Origin of the sequence: Flavobacterium xueshanense (genome assembly GCF_900112975.1) — a bacterium.
GTDB lineage: Bacteria > Bacteroidota > Bacteroidia > Flavobacteriales > Flavobacteriaceae > Flavobacterium > Flavobacterium xueshanense.
This window is the reverse complement of sequence record NZ_FONQ01000004.1, coordinates 141,552-161,566: the sequence shown is the minus strand read 5'-3', so window position 1 is coordinate 161,566 and position 20,015 is coordinate 141,552. Positions and strand designations below refer to the sequence as shown.

The 20,015-nt window shown below is 34.7% G+C and carries 20 protein-coding genes; 13 read left to right on the top strand and 7 right to left on the bottom strand.

What is annotated here, in order from left to right; translation table 11 throughout:
- Positions 1-7: 7 nt before the first annotated feature.
- Complete coding sequence (gene dnaA / locus BMZ76_RS06350) at positions 8-1,435, bottom strand: chromosomal replication initiator protein DnaA (protein ID WP_035674283.1); 1,428 nt, start codon at positions 1,433-1,435, stop codon at positions 8-10.
- Positions 1,436-1,619: 184 nt separating this feature from the next.
- On the opposite strand from dnaA, the gene BMZ76_RS06345 reads away from it, so the two are divergent.
- On the top strand, positions 1,620-2,024 hold the full coding sequence (locus BMZ76_RS06345) for an acyl-CoA thioesterase (RefSeq protein WP_091204047.1): 405 nt from the start codon (positions 1,620-1,622) through the stop codon (positions 2,022-2,024).
- Between the two features lie 29 nt (positions 2,025-2,053).
- Here BMZ76_RS06345 and BMZ76_RS06340 read toward each other — a convergent pair whose 3' ends face one another.
- The 3 genes from BMZ76_RS06340 to ribD are packed head-to-tail and all read right to left on the bottom strand — an operon-like array spanning position 2,054 to position 4,374.
- Complete coding sequence (locus tag BMZ76_RS06340; protein ID WP_091204044.1) at positions 2,054-2,677, bottom strand: IMPACT family protein; 624 nt, start codon at positions 2,675-2,677, stop codon at positions 2,054-2,056.
- A 58-nt stretch (positions 2,678-2,735) separates the two neighbouring features.
- Positions 2,736-3,338: an HAD family hydrolase gene (locus BMZ76_RS06335; protein ID WP_091204042.1), complete on the bottom strand. Its 603-nt coding sequence runs from the start codon at positions 3,336-3,338 to the stop codon at positions 2,736-2,738.
- On the bottom strand, positions 3,331-4,374 hold the full coding sequence (gene ribD, locus BMZ76_RS06330) for a bifunctional diaminohydroxyphosphoribosylaminopyrimidine deaminase/5-amino-6-(5-phosphoribosylamino)uracil reductase RibD (protein WP_091204134.1): 1,044 nt from the start codon (positions 4,372-4,374) through the stop codon (positions 3,331-3,333). Before ribD ends, BMZ76_RS06335 begins: the two co-directional genes overlap by 8 nt.
- 115 nt (positions 4,375-4,489) lie before the next feature.
- On the opposite strand from ribD, the gene BMZ76_RS06325 reads away from it, so the two are divergent.
- Positions 4,490-4,975 (top strand): GNAT family N-acetyltransferase, encoded by a 486-nt coding sequence (locus tag BMZ76_RS06325; protein ID WP_091204039.1) that lies wholly within the window; start codon positions 4,490-4,492, stop codon positions 4,973-4,975.
- Positions 4,976-5,029: 54 nt separating this feature from the next.
- Positions 5,030-5,884, top strand: coding sequence for a peptide chain release factor N(5)-glutamine methyltransferase (prmC, locus tag BMZ76_RS06320; protein ID WP_091204132.1), 855 nt, complete (start codon positions 5,030-5,032; stop codon positions 5,882-5,884).
- Positions 5,885-6,122: 238 nt separating this feature from the next.
- On the opposite strand, the gene BMZ76_RS06315 is transcribed toward prmC, so the two are convergent.
- A complete protein-coding gene (locus tag BMZ76_RS06315; protein WP_167547430.1) occupies positions 6,123-7,367 on the bottom strand; it encodes an ABC transporter permease in 1,245 nt (414 codons plus the stop codon).
- Between the two features lie 354 nt (positions 7,368-7,721).
- On the opposite strand from BMZ76_RS06315, the gene hisS reads away from it, so the two are divergent.
- The 9 genes from hisS to BMZ76_RS06270 all read left to right on the top strand — a co-directional run bounded on the left by hisS (position 7,722) and on the right by BMZ76_RS06270 (position 17,129).
- On the top strand, positions 7,722-9,371 hold the full coding sequence (gene hisS / locus BMZ76_RS06310; protein WP_091204130.1) for a histidine--tRNA ligase: 1,650 nt from the start codon (positions 7,722-7,724) through the stop codon (positions 9,369-9,371).
- Between the two features lie 308 nt (positions 9,372-9,679).
- Complete coding sequence (locus tag BMZ76_RS06305; RefSeq protein WP_091204034.1) at positions 9,680-10,258, top strand: nucleotide exchange factor GrpE; 579 nt, start codon at positions 9,680-9,682, stop codon at positions 10,256-10,258.
- Between the two features lie 78 nt (positions 10,259-10,336).
- On the top strand, positions 10,337-11,452 hold the full coding sequence (gene dnaJ / locus BMZ76_RS06300) for a molecular chaperone DnaJ (RefSeq protein ID WP_091204032.1): 1,116 nt from the start codon (positions 10,337-10,339) through the stop codon (positions 11,450-11,452).
- A 233-nt stretch (positions 11,453-11,685) separates the two neighbouring features.
- Positions 11,686-12,606, top strand: coding sequence for an ABC transporter ATP-binding protein (locus BMZ76_RS06295; RefSeq protein WP_091204030.1), 921 nt, complete (start codon positions 11,686-11,688; stop codon positions 12,604-12,606).
- Positions 12,607-12,703: 97 nt separating this feature from the next.
- Positions 12,704-14,020 (top strand): ABC transporter permease, encoded by a 1,317-nt coding sequence (locus tag BMZ76_RS06290; RefSeq protein ID WP_091204027.1) that lies wholly within the window; start codon positions 12,704-12,706, stop codon positions 14,018-14,020.
- 68 nt (positions 14,021-14,088) lie between these two features.
- Positions 14,089-15,252 carry a sigma-54-dependent transcriptional regulator gene (locus BMZ76_RS06285; protein WP_091204024.1) on the top strand — a complete coding sequence of 388 codons (1,164 nt, stop codon included), beginning with the start codon at positions 14,089-14,091 and terminating at the stop codon, positions 15,250-15,252.
- Between the two features lie 95 nt (positions 15,253-15,347).
- Positions 15,348-16,070 carry a DEAD/DEAH box helicase gene (locus BMZ76_RS06280; RefSeq protein WP_091204021.1) on the top strand — a complete coding sequence of 241 codons (723 nt, stop codon included), beginning with the start codon at positions 15,348-15,350 and terminating at the stop codon, positions 16,068-16,070.
- Positions 16,071-16,090: 20 nt separating this feature from the next.
- Positions 16,091-16,309 (top strand): DUF2007 domain-containing protein, encoded by a 219-nt coding sequence (locus tag BMZ76_RS06275; RefSeq protein WP_091204018.1) that lies wholly within the window; start codon positions 16,091-16,093, stop codon positions 16,307-16,309.
- 22 nt (positions 16,310-16,331) lie between these two features.
- Positions 16,332-17,129, top strand: coding sequence for a Cof-type HAD-IIB family hydrolase (locus BMZ76_RS06270; RefSeq protein WP_091204016.1), 798 nt, complete (start codon positions 16,332-16,334; stop codon positions 17,127-17,129).
- Here the strand turns inward: BMZ76_RS06270 and BMZ76_RS06265 are convergent.
- A complete protein-coding gene (locus BMZ76_RS06265) occupies positions 17,126-17,707 on the bottom strand; it encodes a hypothetical protein (protein ID WP_091204014.1) in 582 nt (193 codons plus the stop codon). The genes BMZ76_RS06270 and BMZ76_RS06265 overlap by 4 nt on opposite strands.
- 132 nt (positions 17,708-17,839) lie before the next feature.
- Here BMZ76_RS06265 and mtaB point away from each other — a divergent pair, with 132 nt between their 5' ends.
- Complete coding sequence (gene mtaB / locus BMZ76_RS06260; protein ID WP_091204012.1) at positions 17,840-19,168, top strand: tRNA (N(6)-L-threonylcarbamoyladenosine(37)-C(2))-methylthiotransferase MtaB; 1,329 nt, start codon at positions 17,840-17,842, stop codon at positions 19,166-19,168.
- Between the two features lie 127 nt (positions 19,169-19,295).
- Here mtaB and BMZ76_RS06255 read toward each other — a convergent pair whose 3' ends face one another.
- Positions 19,296-20,012, bottom strand: a complete 717-nt coding sequence (locus tag BMZ76_RS06255) for a 3-ketoacyl-ACP reductase (protein WP_091204009.1) — start codon at positions 20,010-20,012, stop codon at positions 19,296-19,298.
- Positions 20,013-20,015: the final 3 nt, after the last annotated feature.

The following is a 20,015-nucleotide window of genomic DNA, read 5'->3' as shown; positions in this document are numbered from 1 at the left end:
GATGCGTTTACAACGTTAATTTTTTATTGATATCTTCCACAAATTTTTTGAATTGTTTGTCGGTAGCCACTAAATTGTCAACGGTTTTACAAGCGTGTAACACAGTTGCGTGATCGCGATCTCCAATTTGGGAACCAATATTCGCTAAAGAAGCTTTCGTAAATTTCTTGGCGAAAAACATGGCTAATTGTCTGGCTTGAACCACGTGTCTTTTTCTTGTTTTGGATTGCAAGGTTTCTAAGTCTAATTGGAAATAATCCGAAACGATTTTTTGAATGTAATCAATCGAAATTTCTCTTTTTACATTTTTTACAAATTTTTCAACAACACTTTTCGCAAGCTCTAGCGTAACTTCTTTTTTATTGAAAGATGATTGTGCAATTAAGGAAATGATAGCTCCTTCTAATTCTCTAACATTCGATTTTATATTGCGGGCAACATATTCGATGATTTCTTCAGGAATTTCTACACCGTCTCTATACAATATGTTTTTCAGGATTGAAATTCTGGTTTCATAATCCGGTTGGTGCAATTCCGCAGATAATCCCCATTTGAAACGGGAAAGTAAACGTTGCTCAATATCTTGCATGTCAACAGGCGCCTTATCCGAAGTCAAGATCACTTGTTTGCCGTTTTGATGTAAGTAATTAAATATATGGAAAAATACATCCTGAGTTCCTGATTTACCGGAAAGGAACTGTACATCATCAATAATTAAAACATCAATTAATTGATAGAAATGGATGAAATCATTTCGGTTGTTTTTCTTGACCGAGTCGATATATTGTTGTGTAAAAATTTCTGCTGAAATGTATAAAACAGTTTTTTCAGGGTATTTGTCTTTTATTTCTACACCAATAGCATGTGCCAAGTGTGTTTTTCCAAGACCAACTCCTCCAAAAATCAACAAAGGATTAAATGAGGTTCCACCCGGTTTATTGGCAACAGCCATACCTGCAGAACGTGCTAATCTATTGGAATCTCCTTCCAAAAAATTATCAAAACTGTAATTTGCATTTAGTTGGGATTCGATTTTTAAATTTCGAATGCCGGGGATTACAAATGGATTTTTTAATTCCGGGTTTAAGTTTTTAAATGGAGCATCAACTTCTTGTGGCTTCATAGGAACTCTGTTCGCGCTTGGCAACTGCTCCGTAAACGGTTGTTTATTGCCATAAGTGTTCTCCATTCTGATTTTATAAAGTAACTTTGCGTTTTTTCCAAGTTCTTTGGTCAGGGCCACTTTTAGTAATTTTACATAGTGCTCTTCTAACCATTCATAGAAAAATTTGCTAGGAACTTGAATATATAATGCGTTATCGGTAAGTTCAACTGATTTGATTGGTTCGAACCAAGTTTTGTACGCTTGGTCTTGAATGTTGTCTTTTATGAAAGACAAACAGTTTTCCCATACTGATTGAGCAGTTTTGTTCATATATTCTGTTAAATTGTTTTTAATTGGTAATTGTTATCTTACTAAAAAAAAGGTGTTTTGTAATTGATTATCGGGATAACAAATATGTGAACAAATTTTTGTAAAAAAAAATATATAGGGTAATAATTTCACGAATTATTGTTGTAAGGCGTTGTTTAAAATTTAAATTTTTAATACATAATAAATGAAAGATCATCAAATAGAAGTTAGGGTTCGTTACTCAGAAACCGACCAAATGGGGGTTGTGTACCATGGGAATTATATTCCATATTTTGAAATAGGAAGGGTTGAATGGCTTAGAAACAAAGGGATCTCGTATAAAAGTATGGAAGAAAGTGGTATAGCGCTACCCATCGTTTCGATGAATATAAATTATAAAAAATCAGCTCGGTATGATGAGTTGTTAAAGGTTCATACGGTTTTCAAAAGTCAGAGTTCGGTGAAGATAGAATTTGATTGTGCTATTTACAATGAATCTGGTGAGTTATTAACAACTGCCCAGTTTATTTTGGTTTTTGTATCCCTAAAAACAGGTCGTCCAACAGCTCCGCCGGATTATATTTTAAAATTGTTAAAAACAATGGAATAAATTACAAAAGAAGCAATTTCATAGCGAAATTATAGTCGATTTATTTTAATTTCAAACATCGAATTAAAAATGTCGAATATCATTTCGGCATTTTTTTTTCGTGTTTTTAGTTCAATTTTTCCAATAGGAAGCGTGGTGATTTCATTTATCTCCATTTTTTGGGATACCATTTCCAACTTTTTTTCCTTAATTACCCGCATTACTTTGTTCATGTTTTGGTAATCAAAAGTGATGCTAAAATGGATATCTATGGTTTTTTCAACAATTTCGCAGCTTTCAAGAACCATCTGCGCCGTGGTTTTGTAGGCAGAAATCAATCCACCAACGCCTAATTTTACGCCTCCAAAAACCCTAACTACAACTAGTAAAACATTTGTTACTGAAAAGGATTGGATTTGTCCGTAAATCGGCATTCCGGCACTGTTACTGGGTTCTCCGTCATCATTTGCACGATACGAAAAAGCATCAGTTCCTATTTGATAGGCATAACAAAAATGGCCTGCATTGGGATGTTGTTTTCGCAAAATATCGATGAGCGGTTTTACTTCTTCCTCCGACTCAATAGGATAAGCATTACCGAAGAATTTACTGTTTTTTTCTTTGAACAGCAGTTCGTTTGGGGCAATCTCAATAGTATTGTAAGTATCTTTCAAATTGAATTAGAAAAGGGAGTTAAAATGTTATTGTCGTTTGGTCGTTGAGTTGCTGCTGTCAAATTATTTTTTTGTCCAATAAATGAATGACATCTTCTTTCCCGACTTCTAAATTCCAAACTTCAAATCCCAAAGCGAATGCGGCATCTGTATTTTCTTTTTTGTCATCTATAAATAACGTTCGTTTTGGAGCTAATTCATGGTTGCTTATCAAATGATTGAAAATTTCAGGGTTTGGTTTTCTCAGACCGAGCTCAAATGAGAAATAAACTTTTTCGAAACATTGATAAAAATCTCTGTAAAATGAAACACCGCTCGCTTGTTCAAAAGTTTCAATATGAATGGCGTCTGTATTGGATAAAAGAAACAAGCGGTATTTTTGGGAAAGCATCTGCAAGAATTCCAAACGATATAGCGGGAAGTCAAGCAAAGTGGCATTCCATGCTGCCAAAATATCTTCTATGCTGGCATTAGGAATATGTTTTTGAATGCCAAAAAGAAAATTTTCACGGGAAATTCTACCTGTTTCAAACTGTGCATTCAGTTGGTCTAAATCGTCATTCCATTCCTTTAAGCCTAATTTTTCAAAAGAAGTAATAGTGGATTGCTTATCTAAATTGATAAAAATATCGCCAAAATCAAAAATGATAGTATTAATCATGGTTTCTAAAAATTATGAGTTCGTCTGTGCCTATGCAATGTTTCTCACATTGTTTTTTAGCAAGAATGGGCGCTTTGATTCCATTTTTAAATTGCATGTTTCCAACAAATATTCTTGTTTCATCCCAAAGATTGGCATCGATAAAAGTTTGTAGAGTTTGTCTTCCGCCTTCAATAATAACGGATTGAATTTGATTTTGATACAATGATTGAACGATTTGTTCTATAATGTTTTTTTTAAAATCGATTATCTCAAATATACTATTTTCTTTTTCAAGAGACGTTTTAAATCCGGAAAATAAAATAGTTTTAACTTGATTATCAAGAATATGACTATTTTTTGGAATTCGATTATTTTGGTCTACTACCACCCGAATCGGATTGTTTCCATACCAATCGCGTGCATTTAGTTTGGGATTGTCGTCAATGACTGTTTGTGTTCCCACTAGAATAGCTTGCTCTTCAGTGCGCCATTTGTGAACTAATTGCCTTGAATACGCATTGGTAATCCAAACGGGTTTCTTTTCTGATTTTTCAATAGGCGCAATAAAACCATCTTGGCTTTCAGCCCATTTCAAGATGATATAGGGTCTTTGCTTTTCGTGTAATGTAAAGAATCTTTTGTTAAGTTCGTTGCATTCCGCTTCAAGTATACCAACCGTGACATGAATGCCAGCTTCTAAAAGTTTTTTTATTCCGCTTCCGGCTACTTTTATATTGGGATCCACAGTTCCAATAACCACATTTGGAATTTTATTTTTGATAATTAAATCGCAACAAGGTGGCGTTTTGCCAAAATGACTGCACGGTTCCAGACTAACGTAAATTGTCGCTTTTTTCAGCAAAGATTTATCTTTGACGGAATGTACAGCGTTTACTTCTGCGTGCGGCTCTCCTGCTTTTTGATGCCATCCTTCGCCAATAATCTTGCCTTCATGCACAATAACACTGCCTACTAACGGATTTGGATACGTTGTTCCTAAGCCATTTTTGGCTAATTCAATGCATCGTTTTATGTATTTTTCATGTATTTTCACCATACAAAAGTAGTAATTTTGGGAATAGTCCCGAAACCTCGAGATTTGTTTTAAAACTTTTCAAAATAATAGCAAACAATTTCTATTTTTGCAGGTATAACAAGATTTTTAAAAAATGGAAAATTATAGCATCAGAAAAATAAATAAAGAAGACAATCAAGAAGTTGCACAATTGATACGTGCAGTTTTTGATGAAATGGATATTCCAAAAGTTGGGACGGCTTATGAGGACCTGTATTTGGACTTCATGTATGAAGAGTACAATAAACCAAAATCAGTATATTACGTGGTCGAGAACAATGGTAAGATTGTTGGTGCTGCAGGAATTGCTCCACTTGCAAATGAAGCGGAGACCATTTGCGAACTCCAAAAAATGTATTTTCTGCCTGAAACGCGAGGAATAGGAATTGGAACTGAAATGATGGAAGTTTGCTTGCAAAGCGCTAAGAATTTTGGTTTCGAAAAATGCTATTTGGAAACCATGCCATTTATGCTAAACGCACAAAAATTATACAAAAAAACAGGTTTTGAAAATATTGCTGCACCGATGGGAACCACTGGTCACGTTAGTTGTCCGGTTTGGATGTTGAAAGATTTGTAAGTTTTGAATAATGAGTTGCGAGTGTTAATTCTTTAGAATCGATTGACGGATAAAATGAAAATAAAAGAATATAGAACTCAATTTATTGACGCGCTTACTCCACTGTATGATGCGGTAGAAGCCGAGAGTTTTTTCTATTTGATTTTAGAAGAAAAAAATCAATTGAAAAGAATCGACCTAGCGTTGCGTTCTGATTTGGTTTTTTTGGAAGCGGAAACTGTTGTTTGGAATTCTATTTTGGAACAATTAAAAAAGGAAATTCCGATACAATATCTTTTAGGAAAAACCAGTTTTTATGGATTGGATTTTGAAGTCAATGAAAACGTTTTGATTCCAAGACCCGAAACGGAAGAATTGGTTGAATGGATTATTGGAAGTCAAAAATCAAAAGGCGAAAGTCAAAAAATCAGTATCTTAGATATTGGAACGGGAAGTGGTTGCATCGCTATTTCATTGGCAAAAAATATTTTAAATGCTCACGTTTTTGCCATCGATGTTTCTGAAAAAGCTCTGGCTACAGCCAAAAAAAACGCAGAAAATAATTCCGTTAACGTTACTTTTTTCAATCAAAACATTCTCGAAACGGAAGATTTACAGCGACAATTTGATATTATCGTATCTAATCCGCCTTATGTTCGTAATTTAGAAAAGGAGGAAATCAAGAAAAATGTTTTGGATAATGAACCGCATTTGGCACTTTTTGTAGAAGATGATGACGCGTTGATTTTTTATAAAAAAATAGCCGAATTGTCCCAGAAAAACCTATCCGAAAATGGCCAGGTATACTTTGAAATTAATCAGTATTTAGGCAAGGAAATGATTGATTTACTTGAAAGAATGAAGTTCAAAAACATCGAATTACGAAAAGATATTTACGGAAATGACAGGATGATCAGTTGTAACTTCTAGGAACGAAATCGCATGTAACATTGGATGTTTTATGCAAAAGTTCTGGTTTTACGTGGTTTGCGTGAGGGGTAGGAGCAAGTTACCTTGTAACGCGGATGACCCGACCGTACTAAGAAAAGGGGCAATTAACTCGTATGATTAGTCAGCCCCTTTTTTTAATACGGTCACGCCCAAATTCTTTTTAGGAAAATACCGCTTGTGACTGTTTCGTCCCCACGATGAAGTTTACCGCTGATTACTATTCGTATCGCAACGCTTCAATAGGATCCAGTACAGCGGCTTTGATAGCGGGATATAATCCTGAAGCGATGGCTACAATGAAACTGGTGATGAAAGCTGCCATAATAGCGCCCCACGGAATTACGAATGCAAAATCCATTGCAGTTGCAATACCATATCCAATTAGGATTCCAAAAATGATTCCCACTAATCCGCCAAACTGACCAATCAGCATTGTTTCTATAAAAAACTGAATCGCAATGGTTGTTTTTTTCGCTCCCAATGCTTTTCTGACCCCAATTTCTCTGGTACGTTCTGTAACCGAAACAATCATAATATTCATCAAAGCAATAGAAGAACCCAGAACGGTGATAATTCCTATCAGCCACGATGCTAAACCCAAATATTGTGTAATTCCTAAAATTCTATTAATCAAGTCATCGCTGCGGACTATTCCAAAATTATTGTCTTCCACGGGACTTAATTTGCGAACTCTGCGCATCGTGCTGTTTGCATTGTCAATGGCTTGATCCAGTAATTCTTTTTTGCTGACCATGACGCTCACCGTATAGTTGATATTTGGCGCTGTAAATATGGAACGGGCTAATTGAATTGGAATCAAAACTCGTAAATCCTGACTGTTTCCAAAAGTTGATCCTTTCTCTTTTAATACTCCAATAACCCTAAACTTAGCGCCTCTAATTGAAATTATCTTATCAATAGGATTCACGTCTTTTAGTAGTCCTTTCTCAAAATCAGAACCTACAACACACACATACGCATTGTTATCAATGTCAAATCCTGTAAAATTACGGCCGGCACTCGTTTCCAGTCCGGAGTTGGTCATGAAAAATTCGTCGACACCCACGATTGAGTTTTCTGGATCTGTTTTTGAAGATTCGAATTTTACTTCCGCAGCTGATGTTGCCGTAAAAGAAAGAGAGGTTTCCGTAAATGGATAGCTGTATTTATTCTTGAAAGCCACGGCTTCAGGATACGAAATAATAGGATTGATTATTTCTCGTTCGTCTCTTCCCTGTCTTCTTGTAGTGTTTTCATACTGTTTTAGGTTGAAGGTATTGGCTCCCATCGATGCAAAATCGGCGGAAATTGTGTTTTCCAGCGCTGAAACAACCGTAAGAATACTAACTAATGCCGTGATTCCAATAGCGATAATCATCACTGTAAGAACCGTTCGTAACAATTGCGTTCTGATAGAACCGAATGCAATCCGAATATTTTCTTTGAATAATTTTAACATCATGAAAGTTTGACACGAAAATACAATTTTTGTTACAAGTTTTCTTAAGCTAAAAATTAATTTAATTTGACCGTTTTGTTTTTGAAGCTTTTTCCAGCTTTCCGTTATAATCCTGCAGCAAAAATAATTTGTTTTCAATTGCCCAAAAGGAGCTTCCTGCGGTCGCTCTTACAGGCCAGAAAACAATATTATTTTTTGTTGCCGTATTTCCACTTTAATCTGGGCTAGGCATTGGGTAATAAAATGCCAAAATTTGTAAACAGAATAATTTTAAAAATAAGATATTTGCAAAGAATTAGAATTTGGAGTTTTTTCAACACTTCCGAAATCTTAAATTTAATATCCAATATTTATACCATGGCATCAAAACCGAGCATCCCAAAAGGAACCAGAGATTTTTCACCTACTGAAGTGGCAAAACGGCACTATATCATCCAAATTATAAAAAGTAATTTCGAGAAATTCGGATTCCAACCCATAGAAACCCCTTCATTTGAAAACTCCGAAACCTTAATGGGGAAATACGGAGAAGAAGGCGATCGCTTGATTTTCAAAATTTTGAATTCTGGAGAATATGTTTCTAAATTTAACGATACACTTGTTGAATTTATCCGCTTTTCTATATTATATCATAAAGATTATTTAAAAAAGAAAAATGAATCTTTTGATATGAAAGATTACGATTTTCTATATAAAAAGAATCTTTCGACATATTTAAAAAGTAAAAATTTATATATTTTTAAAGACGCAACAGTATCAGAGATAGAATTATTGGATGATGTTTTCTATTTTATATTAAAGCGTCTTAAAAAAGATGATTTGCTTTCAAAATCAGATTCTGAGCTTGATGATTTTGTTAAAATCATTTTTGCTGACTTTTATTATGAATTGAAGTATAAGTATTTGACTGGTTACATTTCTGAAAAAGCCTTGCGGTATGATTTAACCGTTCCGTTTGCGCGTTATGTGGTGCAACACCAAAATGATATCGAATTTCCATTTAAAAGATACCAAATTCAGCCGGTTTGGAGAGCGGATCGCCCGCAAAAAGGACGTTTCAGAGAGTTTTTTCAATGTGATGCGGATGTGGTAGGTTCTAAATCATTGTGGCAGGAAGTAGAATTAGTACAATTATATGATTCTGTTTTTTCAGCTTTGGGTTTAAAGGAAGTAACTATCAAAATCAATAACCGAAAAATATTATCCGGGATTGCTGAAGTGATTGGTGCATCCGATAAATTAATAGATTTCACGGTAGCGTTGGACAAACTCGACAAAATAGGCGAGGACGGCGTGAAGAAAGAAATGATGGAGAAAGGAATTTCGGAGGAAGCAATTGCCAAAGTACAACCGTTATTCCATTTCACGGGAACCATTTCGGAGAAAATAAACCAACTTTCGGTTTTGCTCGCTGAGTCTAACGAAGGAATGAAAGGGGTAGAGGAATTGCGTTTTATTTGTGATAATGTAACACAACTTGGTTTGTCAACCGCAATTCTGGACTTGGATGTAACCTTGGCCAGAGGTTTGAATTACTACACAGGAGCTATTTTTGAAGTGGCTCCTCCAAAATCTGTTTCAATGGGTTCCATCGGTGGTGGTGGAAGATATGATGATTTGACGGGAATTTTTGGATTGAAAAATATGAGCGGAGTGGGTATTTCTTTTGGATTAGACCGAATTTATTTGGTAGTCGAAGAATTGAATTTATTTCCGGACACTGTAACGGAAACTTCAAAAGCATTGTTTATCAATTATGGTGAAAGTGAAGCTTTTTATGCGATGAAAGCGATTAAAGACTTAAGAAATTCAGGCATAAAAGTTGAAATGTATCCGGATAATGCGAAAGTAGCGAAGCAGTTTCAGCACGCAGATAAAAGAGGAATTCCTTTTGCAGTAACAGCGGGAGAACAAGAAATGGCTTCTAATTCCTTTTTGCTTAAAAATTTAGCGAATGGCGAACAGACTTCTGTGGATTTTGAAGGTTTGAAAAACGCATTATTATAGTTTTATTTTACATGCATAAAAAAAGCTTCGTCTACTAAACGAAGCTTTTCATAATATAAAATAATGGTGAATTAATAATTTTAAGGGAATCTCTAATTTTTCGTTACAGAAAAATAACTGTAAATTATTAAAGCAAATTTATGTAAACTACTTCGAGATAGTCTTAAAATTGTATTAAAATTTCAAGTGAGTAAAAATTGTTGTAAAGAGTGTAGAATGGAATATGATTTATAAATTCAATAAAAAGATGACAATTTGACATTTTAAAACAATTGGCAGTACTTTTGCAATCCAAAAAAAAGAATAAAATGAAGTTTAAGAATATTTTTAAAAATACTAGTACTATGACTACTGAAAATACAGAAATCGATCAAGAATTAGATGAGACGACATTAGAAAATAATGCCAATGGGGAGCAAATGATTATTGAGGAATTAAGTGTAGAAGATCAATTGACGCAAGACTTAGCCAAAGAGAAAGATAAATATTTACGATTATTTGCTGAATTCGAAAATTACAAACGTAGAACTACTAAAGAGCGTATTGAGTTGTTCAAAACGGCTAATCAAGAGGTTTTATTAGCGATGTTACCAGTATTGGATGATTTTGACAGAGCTATGGTTGAAATAAACAAATCTGATGATGAATTGTTGACAAAAGGAGTGGAGCTCATTCATGAAAAATTAAAAAGCACTTTAGTTTCTAAGGGATTAGAGCAAGTTGAGGTAAAGGCTGGAGACGCTTTTGATGCTGATTTTGCTGAAGCAATTACTCAAATACCTGCACCATCAGACAAAATGAAAGGTAAAATTGTTGACGTTCTTGAAAAAGGATATAAATTAGGTGACAAGATTATTCGTTTTCCAAAAGTTGTATTAGGGCAGTAGTAGAGCCGAGATTTATCACGTCTTTACATTATGCGTAGCTGTGCACATTAGTGCGACTCAACAAAAGAAAAAATAAAAATGAAAAAAGATTTTTACGAAATATTAGGCATTTCAAAAAATGCTGATGCTGCAGAAATTAAAAAAGCATACCGAAAAAGCGCACTGCAATTTCATCCTGACAAAAATCCTGGAGACAAATCGGCAGAAGATAAATTTAAATTAGCTGCTGAAGCTTACGAAGTATTAAGCGATCCCCAGAAAAAAGCAAAGTACGATCAATATGGTCATCAAGCTTTTGATGGTTCTGGCGGTTTCGGCGGAGGTGGTCAGGGCGGAATGAATATGGATGACATTTTCAGTCAGTTTGGTGATATTTTCGGAGGCGGTTTTGGTGGTTTCGGAGGTGGCGGTGGCGGCGGAGTTCGTCGTGCTAAAGGAAGTAACCTACGTATCAAAGTAAAATTGACACTAGAAGAAATTGCCAATGGTGTAGAGAAAAAAGTAAAAGTAAAACGTAAAGTTCAAGCTCCTGGCGTTAGTTATAAAACATGTTCTACCTGCAATGGTCAAGGACAAGTAATGCGCGTTACGAATACAATTCTGGGTAGAATGCAGTCTGCTTCTACATGTCCAACATGTAGTGGTTCTGGTCAAATTTTAGATAAAAAACCAACAGAAGCAGATTCACAAGGAATGATTCTTGAGGATGAAACTGTTTCAATAAAAATACCCGCGGGTGTTGTGGACGGAATGCAATTGAAAGTTTCTAATAAAGGAAATGATGCCCCAGGAAACAGTATTCCCGGAGATTTAATTGTTGCTATTGAGGAATTGGAGCATGAGTTCTTAAAACGCGAAGGGGAGAATTTACACTATGATTTATACATCAGTTTTGCTGAAGCAGTACTTGGAATTTCTAAAGATATCGAAGCTATAAACGGAAAAGTGAGAATCAAACTGGAAGAAGGAATTCAATCTGGTAAAATCTTAAGATTAAAAGGAAAAGGAATTCCGAGCATCAATGGTTACGGAAACGGAGATTTATTGGTGCATGTAAATGTTTGGACTCCAAAAACATTGAATAAAGATCAAAAACAGTTTTTCGAAAAAAATCTTACCGACGAAAATTTTATTCCAAATCCTGAAAAATCAGACAAATCATTTTTTGAGAAAGTAAAAGACATGTTTTCATAAAAAAAGTTAGACTCGATTTATCGATTCGATTAAAAAACACATTACCCATCCTTGTTAAAATAAGGATGGGTTTTTTATGAAATCGCCACTAACAATTTGTTTGTTGCAAACAAACACCAATAAATATAAGGCGATAACATATACGATCACCAAAAATTAAATGCTACATATATGAAACTATTCTAAGTATTTCGGTACTAATTATTTACTTTTACACCAATTAAAAAATAAGCATGAGTAACATTCTTGAAGTGCATAAAGTTGTCAAGCAATACGGTGATTATGTGGCACTTAATGAGGTTTCATTAACTGTTCCAAAAGGAAGTATCTACGGACTTTTAGGTCCAAATGGAGCCGGTAAAACATCACTTATCCGAATTATAAATCAAATTACATTGCCTGACAGTGGTGAAATTATTTTAGATGGTGAAAAACTGCAACCCAAACACGTTCAATATATAGGCTATTTGCCGGAAGAAAGAGGATTGTACAACACGATGAAAGTGGGAGAACAATGCTTGTACTTGGCTCAAATGAAAGGACTTTCTAAGGCTGAAGCAAAAAAACAACTGGAGTACTGGTTCGAAAGATTAGAAATTCAAGGCTGGTGGGACAAGAAAATTCAAGAACTTTCTAAAGGAATGGCGCAGAAAATTCAGTTTGTGGTTTGCGTTTTGCACAAGCCAAAACTGTTGATTTTTGATGAACCTTTTTCTGGTTTTGACCCCGTAAATGCCAATATTATAAAAGATGAAATTCTAGCGTTGCGAGAAGAAGGAGCAACCATAATTTTCTCCACTCACCGCATGGAAAGTGTAGAAGAATTATGTGACCATATTGCGTTGATCCATAAATCCAATAAACTGATTGAAGGAAAACTGGATGATGTAAAAAGACAATTTAAAACTAACAGTTTTGAAGTGGGCATTTTATCTGAGAATGTAGAAGGTTTGATGTACGATATTACACAAAAATTCACTGTTGGTCCAGCTAATTTTAAATCATTGAACAACGAATTAAAACTGGAAATCCAACTCGGGAATGCGACGCCAAATGAATTATTAAATACTCTTACACAACGCGGTCAGGTAACGCATTTTGTAGAAAAAATTCCAAGTGTCAATGATATTTTTATTCAAACCGTAACACAATAGCTGGTTAGACTTCTTTAATTATTAGACTTTTTGCAGTCTTCTAATCGAATCGTTCTAAAAAAATTTAAGTAATCGAAAAATTTAAGCAGTCTAAAAAATGAGCATCATATCATTAATTATAAAAAGAGAGTTTATTGCCAAAGTGCGTAATAAATCTTTTATTGTTATGACTTTTTTAAGTCCGTTACTATTTGTGGGAATAGCCGTTTTTGTGGCCTATTTAAGTTCCATGAAAGCCGATACCAAACGAATCGCTATTCATAATGCATCCGGTATGTTTGTAAAGGAATTTACGTCGCAAAACAATAAAAATAAAGCGTACAAATACCTTGATTTGTCTATTATAGATTTAAAATTCCTAAAAGATAGTATTACAAATGAAAGCTATGAAGGATTATTGTATATCCCAAAAGCGAGTAATGCCAAGGATTTCGAAAGTAAAATCCAGTTTATTTCAAACAGCAGTCCAAGTATTTCATTCATTGAAAATGTTCAGGATGTAATTGCAAATAAGCTGACCAAAAACAATTTAGAAAAAGCGCATTTAGATACACTGGCTATTAAAAATGCTCAATCTAAAGTGAATATCAGCTTGACTAAAGCATCTGGTGAAGAAAGTGTCAAAGGACTTAACGAAATCAAAATCGGGATTGGCGGAGCATTTGGATATCTTATTATGATGTTCATAATCATCTACGGAAACATGGTGATGCGAAGCGTCATCGAGGAAAAAACCAGCCGAATAGTAGAAATCATAATTTCATCGGTTAAACCATTTCAATTGATGATGGGAAAAATAATAGGAACTTCATTAGCCGGATTGCTTCAATTCTTTATTTGGGCAATAATAGGAATGTCATTAATGTTTGCAGCCTCTATTTTTTTTGGAGTAAATGTTGGACCAACAGCCAGAATTTCTCCGGAGATGATGCAAACTGCGCAGCAGGAAATGACTGGAACTGCCCAAATGTATATTAAAGAATTATGGAATTTACCTATTGCAAGTATTTTAGGTGGCTTTGTGATTTATTTTATTGGCGGTTATTTTCTGTACAGCTCATTTTATGCGGCAATTGGCGCTGCAGTTGATAATCAAACGGATTCACAGCAATTTTTGTTGCCTATTATTATGCCACTTATATTGAGTGTTTACGTCGGATTTTTCACTGTAATAAATGATCCACACGGGACAATTGCAGTTGTTTTTTCAATGATTCCGCTCACCTCGCCAATCGTAATGCTGATGCGAATTCCGTTTGGCGTACCTTTGTGGCAAATCATAATATCAGTATCGTTATTATTCGGAAGCTTCTTTTTTGTAGTTTGGTTTGCCGCAAAAATATACCGAATAGGAATACTTATGTACGGAAAAAAACCTACTTGGGGCGAATTATATAAATGGTTGAAGTATTAAAAGAAGGTTAAATGTTTAATGGGTTATTTGATCAACCGATTAGACAATTAAACAATTAAACAAAAAAAATGAGTAAAATACTAATCATAGAAGACGAAGCTGCAATTCGAAGAGTACTCACAAAAATACTTTCTGAAGAAAACGATAGTTATCAAGTTGAAGAAGCCGAAGATGGTGCGATAGGTTATGAAAAAATAAAAAATAACGACTACGATCTCGTTTTGTGTGATATCAAAATGCCTAAAATGGATGGTGTTGAAGTTTTGGAAGCAGTCAAAAAAATTAAACCTGAAATTCCTATGGTGATGATTTCCGGTCATGGCGATATGGAAACAGCCATCAATACAATGCGGTTGGGTGCATTCGATTACATCTCAAAACCACCGGATTTAAACCGATTATTGAATACGGTTCGAAATGCTTTGGATAAAAAACAGCTTGTAGTGGAGAATAAAATTCTTAAGAAAAAAGTCAGCAAGAACTACGAAATGATTGGTGAAAGCGAAGCTATTAATCACATCAAAGTGATGATTGATAAAGTAGCACAAACCGAAGCCAGGGTTTTAATCACGGGACCAAACGGAACTGGAAAAGAGCTCGTAGCGCATCAATTACACGAAAAAAGTGAACGAGCTAATTTTCCTTTAATCGAAGTGAATTGCGCTGCTATTCCATCAGAATTAATAGAAAGCGAATTATTCGGTCACGTAAAAGGGGCGTTTACATCGGCAGTGAGAGACCGCGCAGGAAAATTTGAAGCCGCTGATAAAGGAACTATTTTCTTAGATGAAATTGGTGATATGAGTCTTTCGGCGCAAGCCAAAGTGTTGCGTGCTTTACAAGAAAGTATGATTACCAGAGTAGGAGCTGATAAGGATATTAAAGTAAATGTTCGTGTAATTGCAGCAACTAATAAAGATTTGAACAAAGAAATTGCCGAAGGTCGTTTCCGTGAGGATTTATACCATCGTTTGGCCGTTATTTTAATAAAAGTTCCTGCTTTGAATGAAAGGCGCGATGATATCCCGATGCTGATTTTGCATTTTGCTGATAAAATTGCTTCAGAGCAAGGGAATACAGTAAAAAAATTCTCTAAAGCAGCGATAAATTTATTGAAGGAATACGATTGGACTGGAAACATACGTGAATTACGAAATGTAGTGGAGCGCCTGATTATTCTTGGTGGAAGCGAAATTTCCGAGAATGATGTGAAGCTGTTTGCATCAAAATAAAATTAATTTAATGATTTGAAAATTTAATGATTTAAAGATTCGACACTAGTTTTAATCTTTTAATCTTTTAATTTTTAATCTTTCAATCATAAGAAATGAAACTAAAAAAAATAAACGAAGATTTACAGCAAGCCTTAATTGAAAACGGTTTGACCGAGGCCAATGCGATGCAAAAAGAAACATTTTCGACACTGAAAAGTGGTTCGGACTGTATTATTATTGCACCAAAAGGAAGTGGGAAATCAACAACCATTGTGTTGAATGTAATTCAGAGGTTGGCAGGCGTAACCGAAGAATCACCAAGAGCTTTGATTATTGTTGAGGACAAAACCAAAGTGTTGGAAATGGAATCACTTTTTGAAAAATATGGAAAGAATTCTAATTTAGAAATCTATGGTGTTCATGATAAAGGGGACATGGAATACGACAAAAATTATATTTCCAGCGGCGTTGATGTATTGATAGGAACTCCAAATAAATTAAGCGAAATGTTTACTACGGCTGGATTTAACGTAAACCGATTAAAAATGTTTATTTTGGATGATGCAGATCCGATTTTGAAATTGCGTCATGAAACCAAAATCATGCGTATTTCGAATAGTATTGTCAGAACCCAACGCATTATTTTTTCAGAACAATTCACGGAACGGATAGAAGTCCTTGCAGAAAAAATGTTAGAGGAACCTTTTGAATTCGATTTTGATGGAGATGAAGACGAGGAAACAGATGAAGATTTAGAGGAGGAGGGAGATTTCAAACCTGAAGCTGGAGATGACTTCGAAGAACAAGAATTCAATGAAGAAAACGGTAACAAATAATAATAAAAAATAAAGAAAAGATGGGATTAATGAAAGTGTTTTCGGGAAGTGAAATTCTAGCAATGGCTTTACAACAAAAAATCGAAGCGATTGGTGTAAATGTTGTTGTGAAAAACAATATACAATCAGCTCGATTGGGAGGTTTTGGGAATTCGGATTTAGCGGTTGAATTGTTCGTTCAGGAAACCGAGTTTTCAAAAGTAAATCCGGTTATCGAAGAATTCAGAATGAGTATTTAACACATTCGCAAAAAAAATTAAAATGAAATATAAAATGTTGGTTTTGGACATGGACGACACTTTGTTGACTGATGACCATACCATTTCAAACGAGAATAAAGAAATGTTGTTTAAGGCAAAAGAATTAGGTGTTCATATTGTTTTAGCATCAGGTAGGCCAACCCCCGCAATGACAGCGTATGCCAAAGAACTGCAATTGGATAATTCGTTCATGATATCGTATAATGGCGCTGTGATTACAGATTTGAAGACAGATAAAGTTATTTTTGAGCAAACATTAACCCAAGAGCAAATCCATGAATTGTACGATTACAGTTTAAAAAGTAATACCCATATTATTACTTATGTTGATGGGAAAATTGTGAGTGAAACGGATTCTGAATATATTGAAATTGAGAAAAATATTACCGGTTTGCTGCATAATAAAGTGGTAAGTTTTAAAGAGGAAGTTCAATCTTCAGCTGTGAAATGTATTTTATTAGAAGAGCCAACTTATTTAAAAGAAGTAGAAAAAGATTTGAAAGCGACGATGCCACATCTTAGTGTCAGCATGTCAAAGCCTTTCTTTCTTGAAGTAGCTCAAAATGGAATTGATAAGGGAGCTAGTATTAAATTTTTGGCGGAAAAACTAAATATACTTCAAAGTGAAATTATCGCCGTTGGAAACGCAGGAAATGATTTGACCATGATTCAATATGCTGGATTGGGTGTTTGGGTAGACAATGTTGATGCTGAATTGAGAGATAAAGGAGATGTTGTTGTAGCCTCTAACAATAATCATGGCGTTGCTGAGGTTGTGAGACGATTTATTTTGAATTAAGATTTCTTTTTAGGTGGTTTACAAGTTTTACAGAAATCAGAAAGTTCTTGAATTCTTATTAAAACATCATCGTTAAGTTTTATTAATATATCCTTTATTTGTCCCAGATTAGTTTTTTTAGAGGCTTCTCCGTGTTCTTCTACATATTCTTTTTGGATAGCATCATAAAGCGGTTGGAGAAAACTAATATCTGAAAAAGTGCCTTTGTTAACGTATAAGTCTTTTCTAAGTTTTCGAGCATAAAGTTCCGATAAATCAAATTCATATTGAGCAAATTTCACCATACGTTCAGCAGTAATAGTATCAGTTGCTATTATGGAAGCCGATTCTCGTTTGAATGTAGAACTTACTTTGGAATTGAAGTTTTTGGTAAACATGAATTCAACGTTACTCATTTGTATGCTAAAATTTAGTCCAGAAGCAGTTTGTATGCTATTACTACTCACATTGCCAATTTGAGTTGCTTTTGATTTAAAATCGGAAAGTTGGATTTGATATTTTCCATCCCATTCTATTGCGTTTTGAGCATTTATTTGTAACGCAATCATAAGAAATGTAATTGTAATTATTTTTTTCATTTTTTAAAGCCTAATTATTTGCTCACAAGATACTACTATATAGAAAATTATTGATTTCATTTTCCAGAATATTGTGCGTAAATTTGCGGACTTAAATTTTTTGACAACGATTTCATTAGTTTAAGTTGAATTATGGAAAATAGAAAAAAAGTTGCTTTTTATACGCTGGGTTGCAAACTGAATTTTTCAGAAACCTCTACGATTGCCCGTAATCTTCAAGATGAGGGTTTTGATCGGGTCGATTTTGAAGAAGTGGCTGATATGTATGTGATTAACACGTGTTCGGTGACGGAAAATGCAGATAAGCAGTTCAAGCAAGTGGTGCGAAAAGCAATGAAATTGAATGACAAAGCATTTGTTGCGGCGGTGGGTTGTTATGCGCAATTGAAGCCAGAAGAATTAGCGAGTGTGGATGGAGTAGATTTAGTTCTTGGTGCAACTGAAAAATTTAAATTGGCAGATTATATCAATGATTTGTCTAAAAATGATTTTGGTGAAGTACATTCCTGTGAAATTTCTGAAGCGGATTTTTACGTGGGAAGTTATTCGATAGGGGACAGAACCCGCGCTTTCTTGAAAGTTCAGGATGGTTGTGATTACAAATGTACCTATTGCACGATTCCTTTAGCAAGGGGAATTTCTAGAAGTGATGAACTGGAAAATGTATTGAAAAATGCAAAGGATATTTCAGAGCAAAACATAAAAGAAATTGTTCTTACCGGAGTAAATATAGGCGATTACGGAAAAGGGGAATTCGGAAATAAAAAACACGAACATACTTTCCTGGAATTAGTTCAGGAATTAGACAAAATAGAAGGTATTGAAAGATTGCGAATTTCATCTATTGAGCCTAATTTGTTGAAAAATGAAACAATTGAATTTGTATCGAAAAGCAGGACTTTTGTACCGCATTTTCATATTCCGTTACAATCTGGAAGCAATGATATTTTGAAATTAATGAAACGCCGATACCAGCGTGAAGTATATACAGAAAGAGTTAATAAAATTCGGGAAGTCATGCCACATGCCTGCATTGGTGTGGATGTAATTGTTGGATTTCCTGGCGAAACAGATGAACATTTCCTGGAAACCTATCATTTCTTGAATGAAATGAATATTTCGTATTTGCACGTTTTTACGTATTCGGAACGTGATAATACGGAAGCGGTTACAATGGAAGGTGTCGTTCCTGCTAATGTTCGCGCCAAACGAAGTAAAATGTTACGCGGATTATCCGTTAAAAAACGTCGCGCTTTTTATGAAAGTCAATTGGGTAGTAATAAAACTGTTTTATTCGAAAGTGAAAATAAAGAAGGTTATATTCACGGGTTTACCGAAAACTATGTCAAAGTAAAAACACCTTGGAATCCAGAATTAGTAAATACATTACATGCAATCAATTTGACAAAAATTGATGAAGACGGAAGTGTTCGAATGGATTTTGCAGCTTTTGCAGTGTAAAATAAAAAATAAAAACCATTAAGAGATTAAGAAAATTAAGCGCAAAACTTAATGAAACTTAATCTCTCAATGGTTTTTTATTAGATATTGGTTATTCGACTTTTAGACTTTTGATTTCCGGCTACTTTTACGGATTCGTAGACCAAATACTGCTATTTTTGACAAATACGCGTCGGTTTAATTTAAGCTGTGCGATAATTAATTCGGCCATATCTTCGGCTTGCATGACTGTTTCCGGATTTCCGTCTGTCAATTTTAATTCTTTCGCCATATCAGTGGCAACCGTACTTGGCGTTAATGCCGTTACGCGAATATTATGCTTACGCACTTCCTGCATCAAAGAATCGGTTAATCCTAAAACTGCAAATTTAGAAGCACTATAAGCGCTCGTTAATGCATTTCCGCTTAATCCTGATGTTGAAGAAATATTGATGATGTCACCCGTTTGTCTTTCAATCATATTTGGCAAAACGGCACGCGTTACATAATATGTCCCCATTAAATTTACCTGAATGATGCGTTCCCAATCAGTTGGTTCCAATTCTAAGAATTTTCCAAAAGCAGCTATTCCGGCATTGTTGATTAAAATATCAATGGTCCCAAATTCAGCCAATGCTTTTTCAACTGCACTATTTACCGAGTTGATATCAGCAACATCAGCGGTGATGGCTAAAGCTTTTACTCTCAACGAACGCACTTTTGCCGCGACACTGTCTATTTCATCCTGTGTTCTGGCGATCAAAATTACATTTACGCCTTCTTTGGCTAATGCCAAAGCAATCGCTTTTCCAATTCCTTTTCCTGCGCCTGTGATTAGGGCGTTTTTATTTTTTAAATCAGTCATCTT

What these genes read in the sequence shown, in the direction of transcription:
- dnaA (WP_035674283.1), bottom strand. Translation starts at nt 1,435, where the DNA reads ATGAACAAAACTGCTCAATCAGTATGGGAAAACTGTTTGTCTTTCATA.
- BMZ76_RS06345 (WP_091204047.1), top strand. Translation starts at nt 1,620, where the DNA reads ATGAAAGATCATCAAATAGAAGTTAGGGTTCGTTACTCAGAAACCGAC.
- BMZ76_RS06335 (WP_091204042.1), bottom strand. Translation starts at nt 3,338, where the DNA reads ATGATTAATACTATCATTTTTGATTTTGGCGATATTTTTATCAATTTA.
- BMZ76_RS06325 (WP_091204039.1), top strand. Translation starts at nt 4,490, where the DNA reads ATGGAAAATTATAGCATCAGAAAAATAAATAAAGAAGACAATCAAGAA.
- prmC (WP_091204132.1), top strand. Translation starts at nt 5,030, where the DNA reads ATGAAAATAAAAGAATATAGAACTCAATTTATTGACGCGCTTACTCCA.
- BMZ76_RS06315 (WP_167547430.1), bottom strand. Translation starts at nt 7,367, where the DNA reads ATGATGTTAAAATTATTCAAAGAAAATATTCGGATTGCATTCGGTTCT.
- hisS (WP_091204130.1), top strand. Translation starts at nt 7,722, where the DNA reads ATGGCATCAAAACCGAGCATCCCAAAAGGAACCAGAGATTTTTCACCT.
- BMZ76_RS06305 (WP_091204034.1), top strand. Translation starts at nt 9,680, where the DNA reads ATGAAGTTTAAGAATATTTTTAAAAATACTAGTACTATGACTACTGAA.
- dnaJ (WP_091204032.1), top strand. Translation starts at nt 10,337, where the DNA reads ATGAAAAAAGATTTTTACGAAATATTAGGCATTTCAAAAAATGCTGAT.
- BMZ76_RS06295 (WP_091204030.1), top strand. Translation starts at nt 11,686, where the DNA reads ATGAGTAACATTCTTGAAGTGCATAAAGTTGTCAAGCAATACGGTGAT.
- BMZ76_RS06290 (WP_091204027.1), top strand. Translation starts at nt 12,704, where the DNA reads ATGAGCATCATATCATTAATTATAAAAAGAGAGTTTATTGCCAAAGTG.
- BMZ76_RS06285 (WP_091204024.1), top strand. Translation starts at nt 14,089, where the DNA reads ATGAGTAAAATACTAATCATAGAAGACGAAGCTGCAATTCGAAGAGTA.
- BMZ76_RS06280 (WP_091204021.1), top strand. Translation starts at nt 15,348, where the DNA reads ATGAAACTAAAAAAAATAAACGAAGATTTACAGCAAGCCTTAATTGAA.
- BMZ76_RS06275 (WP_091204018.1), top strand. Translation starts at nt 16,091, where the DNA reads ATGGGATTAATGAAAGTGTTTTCGGGAAGTGAAATTCTAGCAATGGCT.
- BMZ76_RS06270 (WP_091204016.1), top strand. Translation starts at nt 16,332, where the DNA reads ATGAAATATAAAATGTTGGTTTTGGACATGGACGACACTTTGTTGACT.
- BMZ76_RS06265 (WP_091204014.1), bottom strand. Translation starts at nt 17,707, where the DNA reads ATGAAAAAAATAATTACAATTACATTTCTTATGATTGCGTTACAAATA.
- mtaB (WP_091204012.1), top strand. Translation starts at nt 17,840, where the DNA reads ATGGAAAATAGAAAAAAAGTTGCTTTTTATACGCTGGGTTGCAAACTG.
- BMZ76_RS06255 (WP_091204009.1), bottom strand. Translation starts at nt 20,012, where the DNA reads ATGACTGATTTAAAAAATAAAAACGCCCTAATCACAGGCGCAGGAAAA.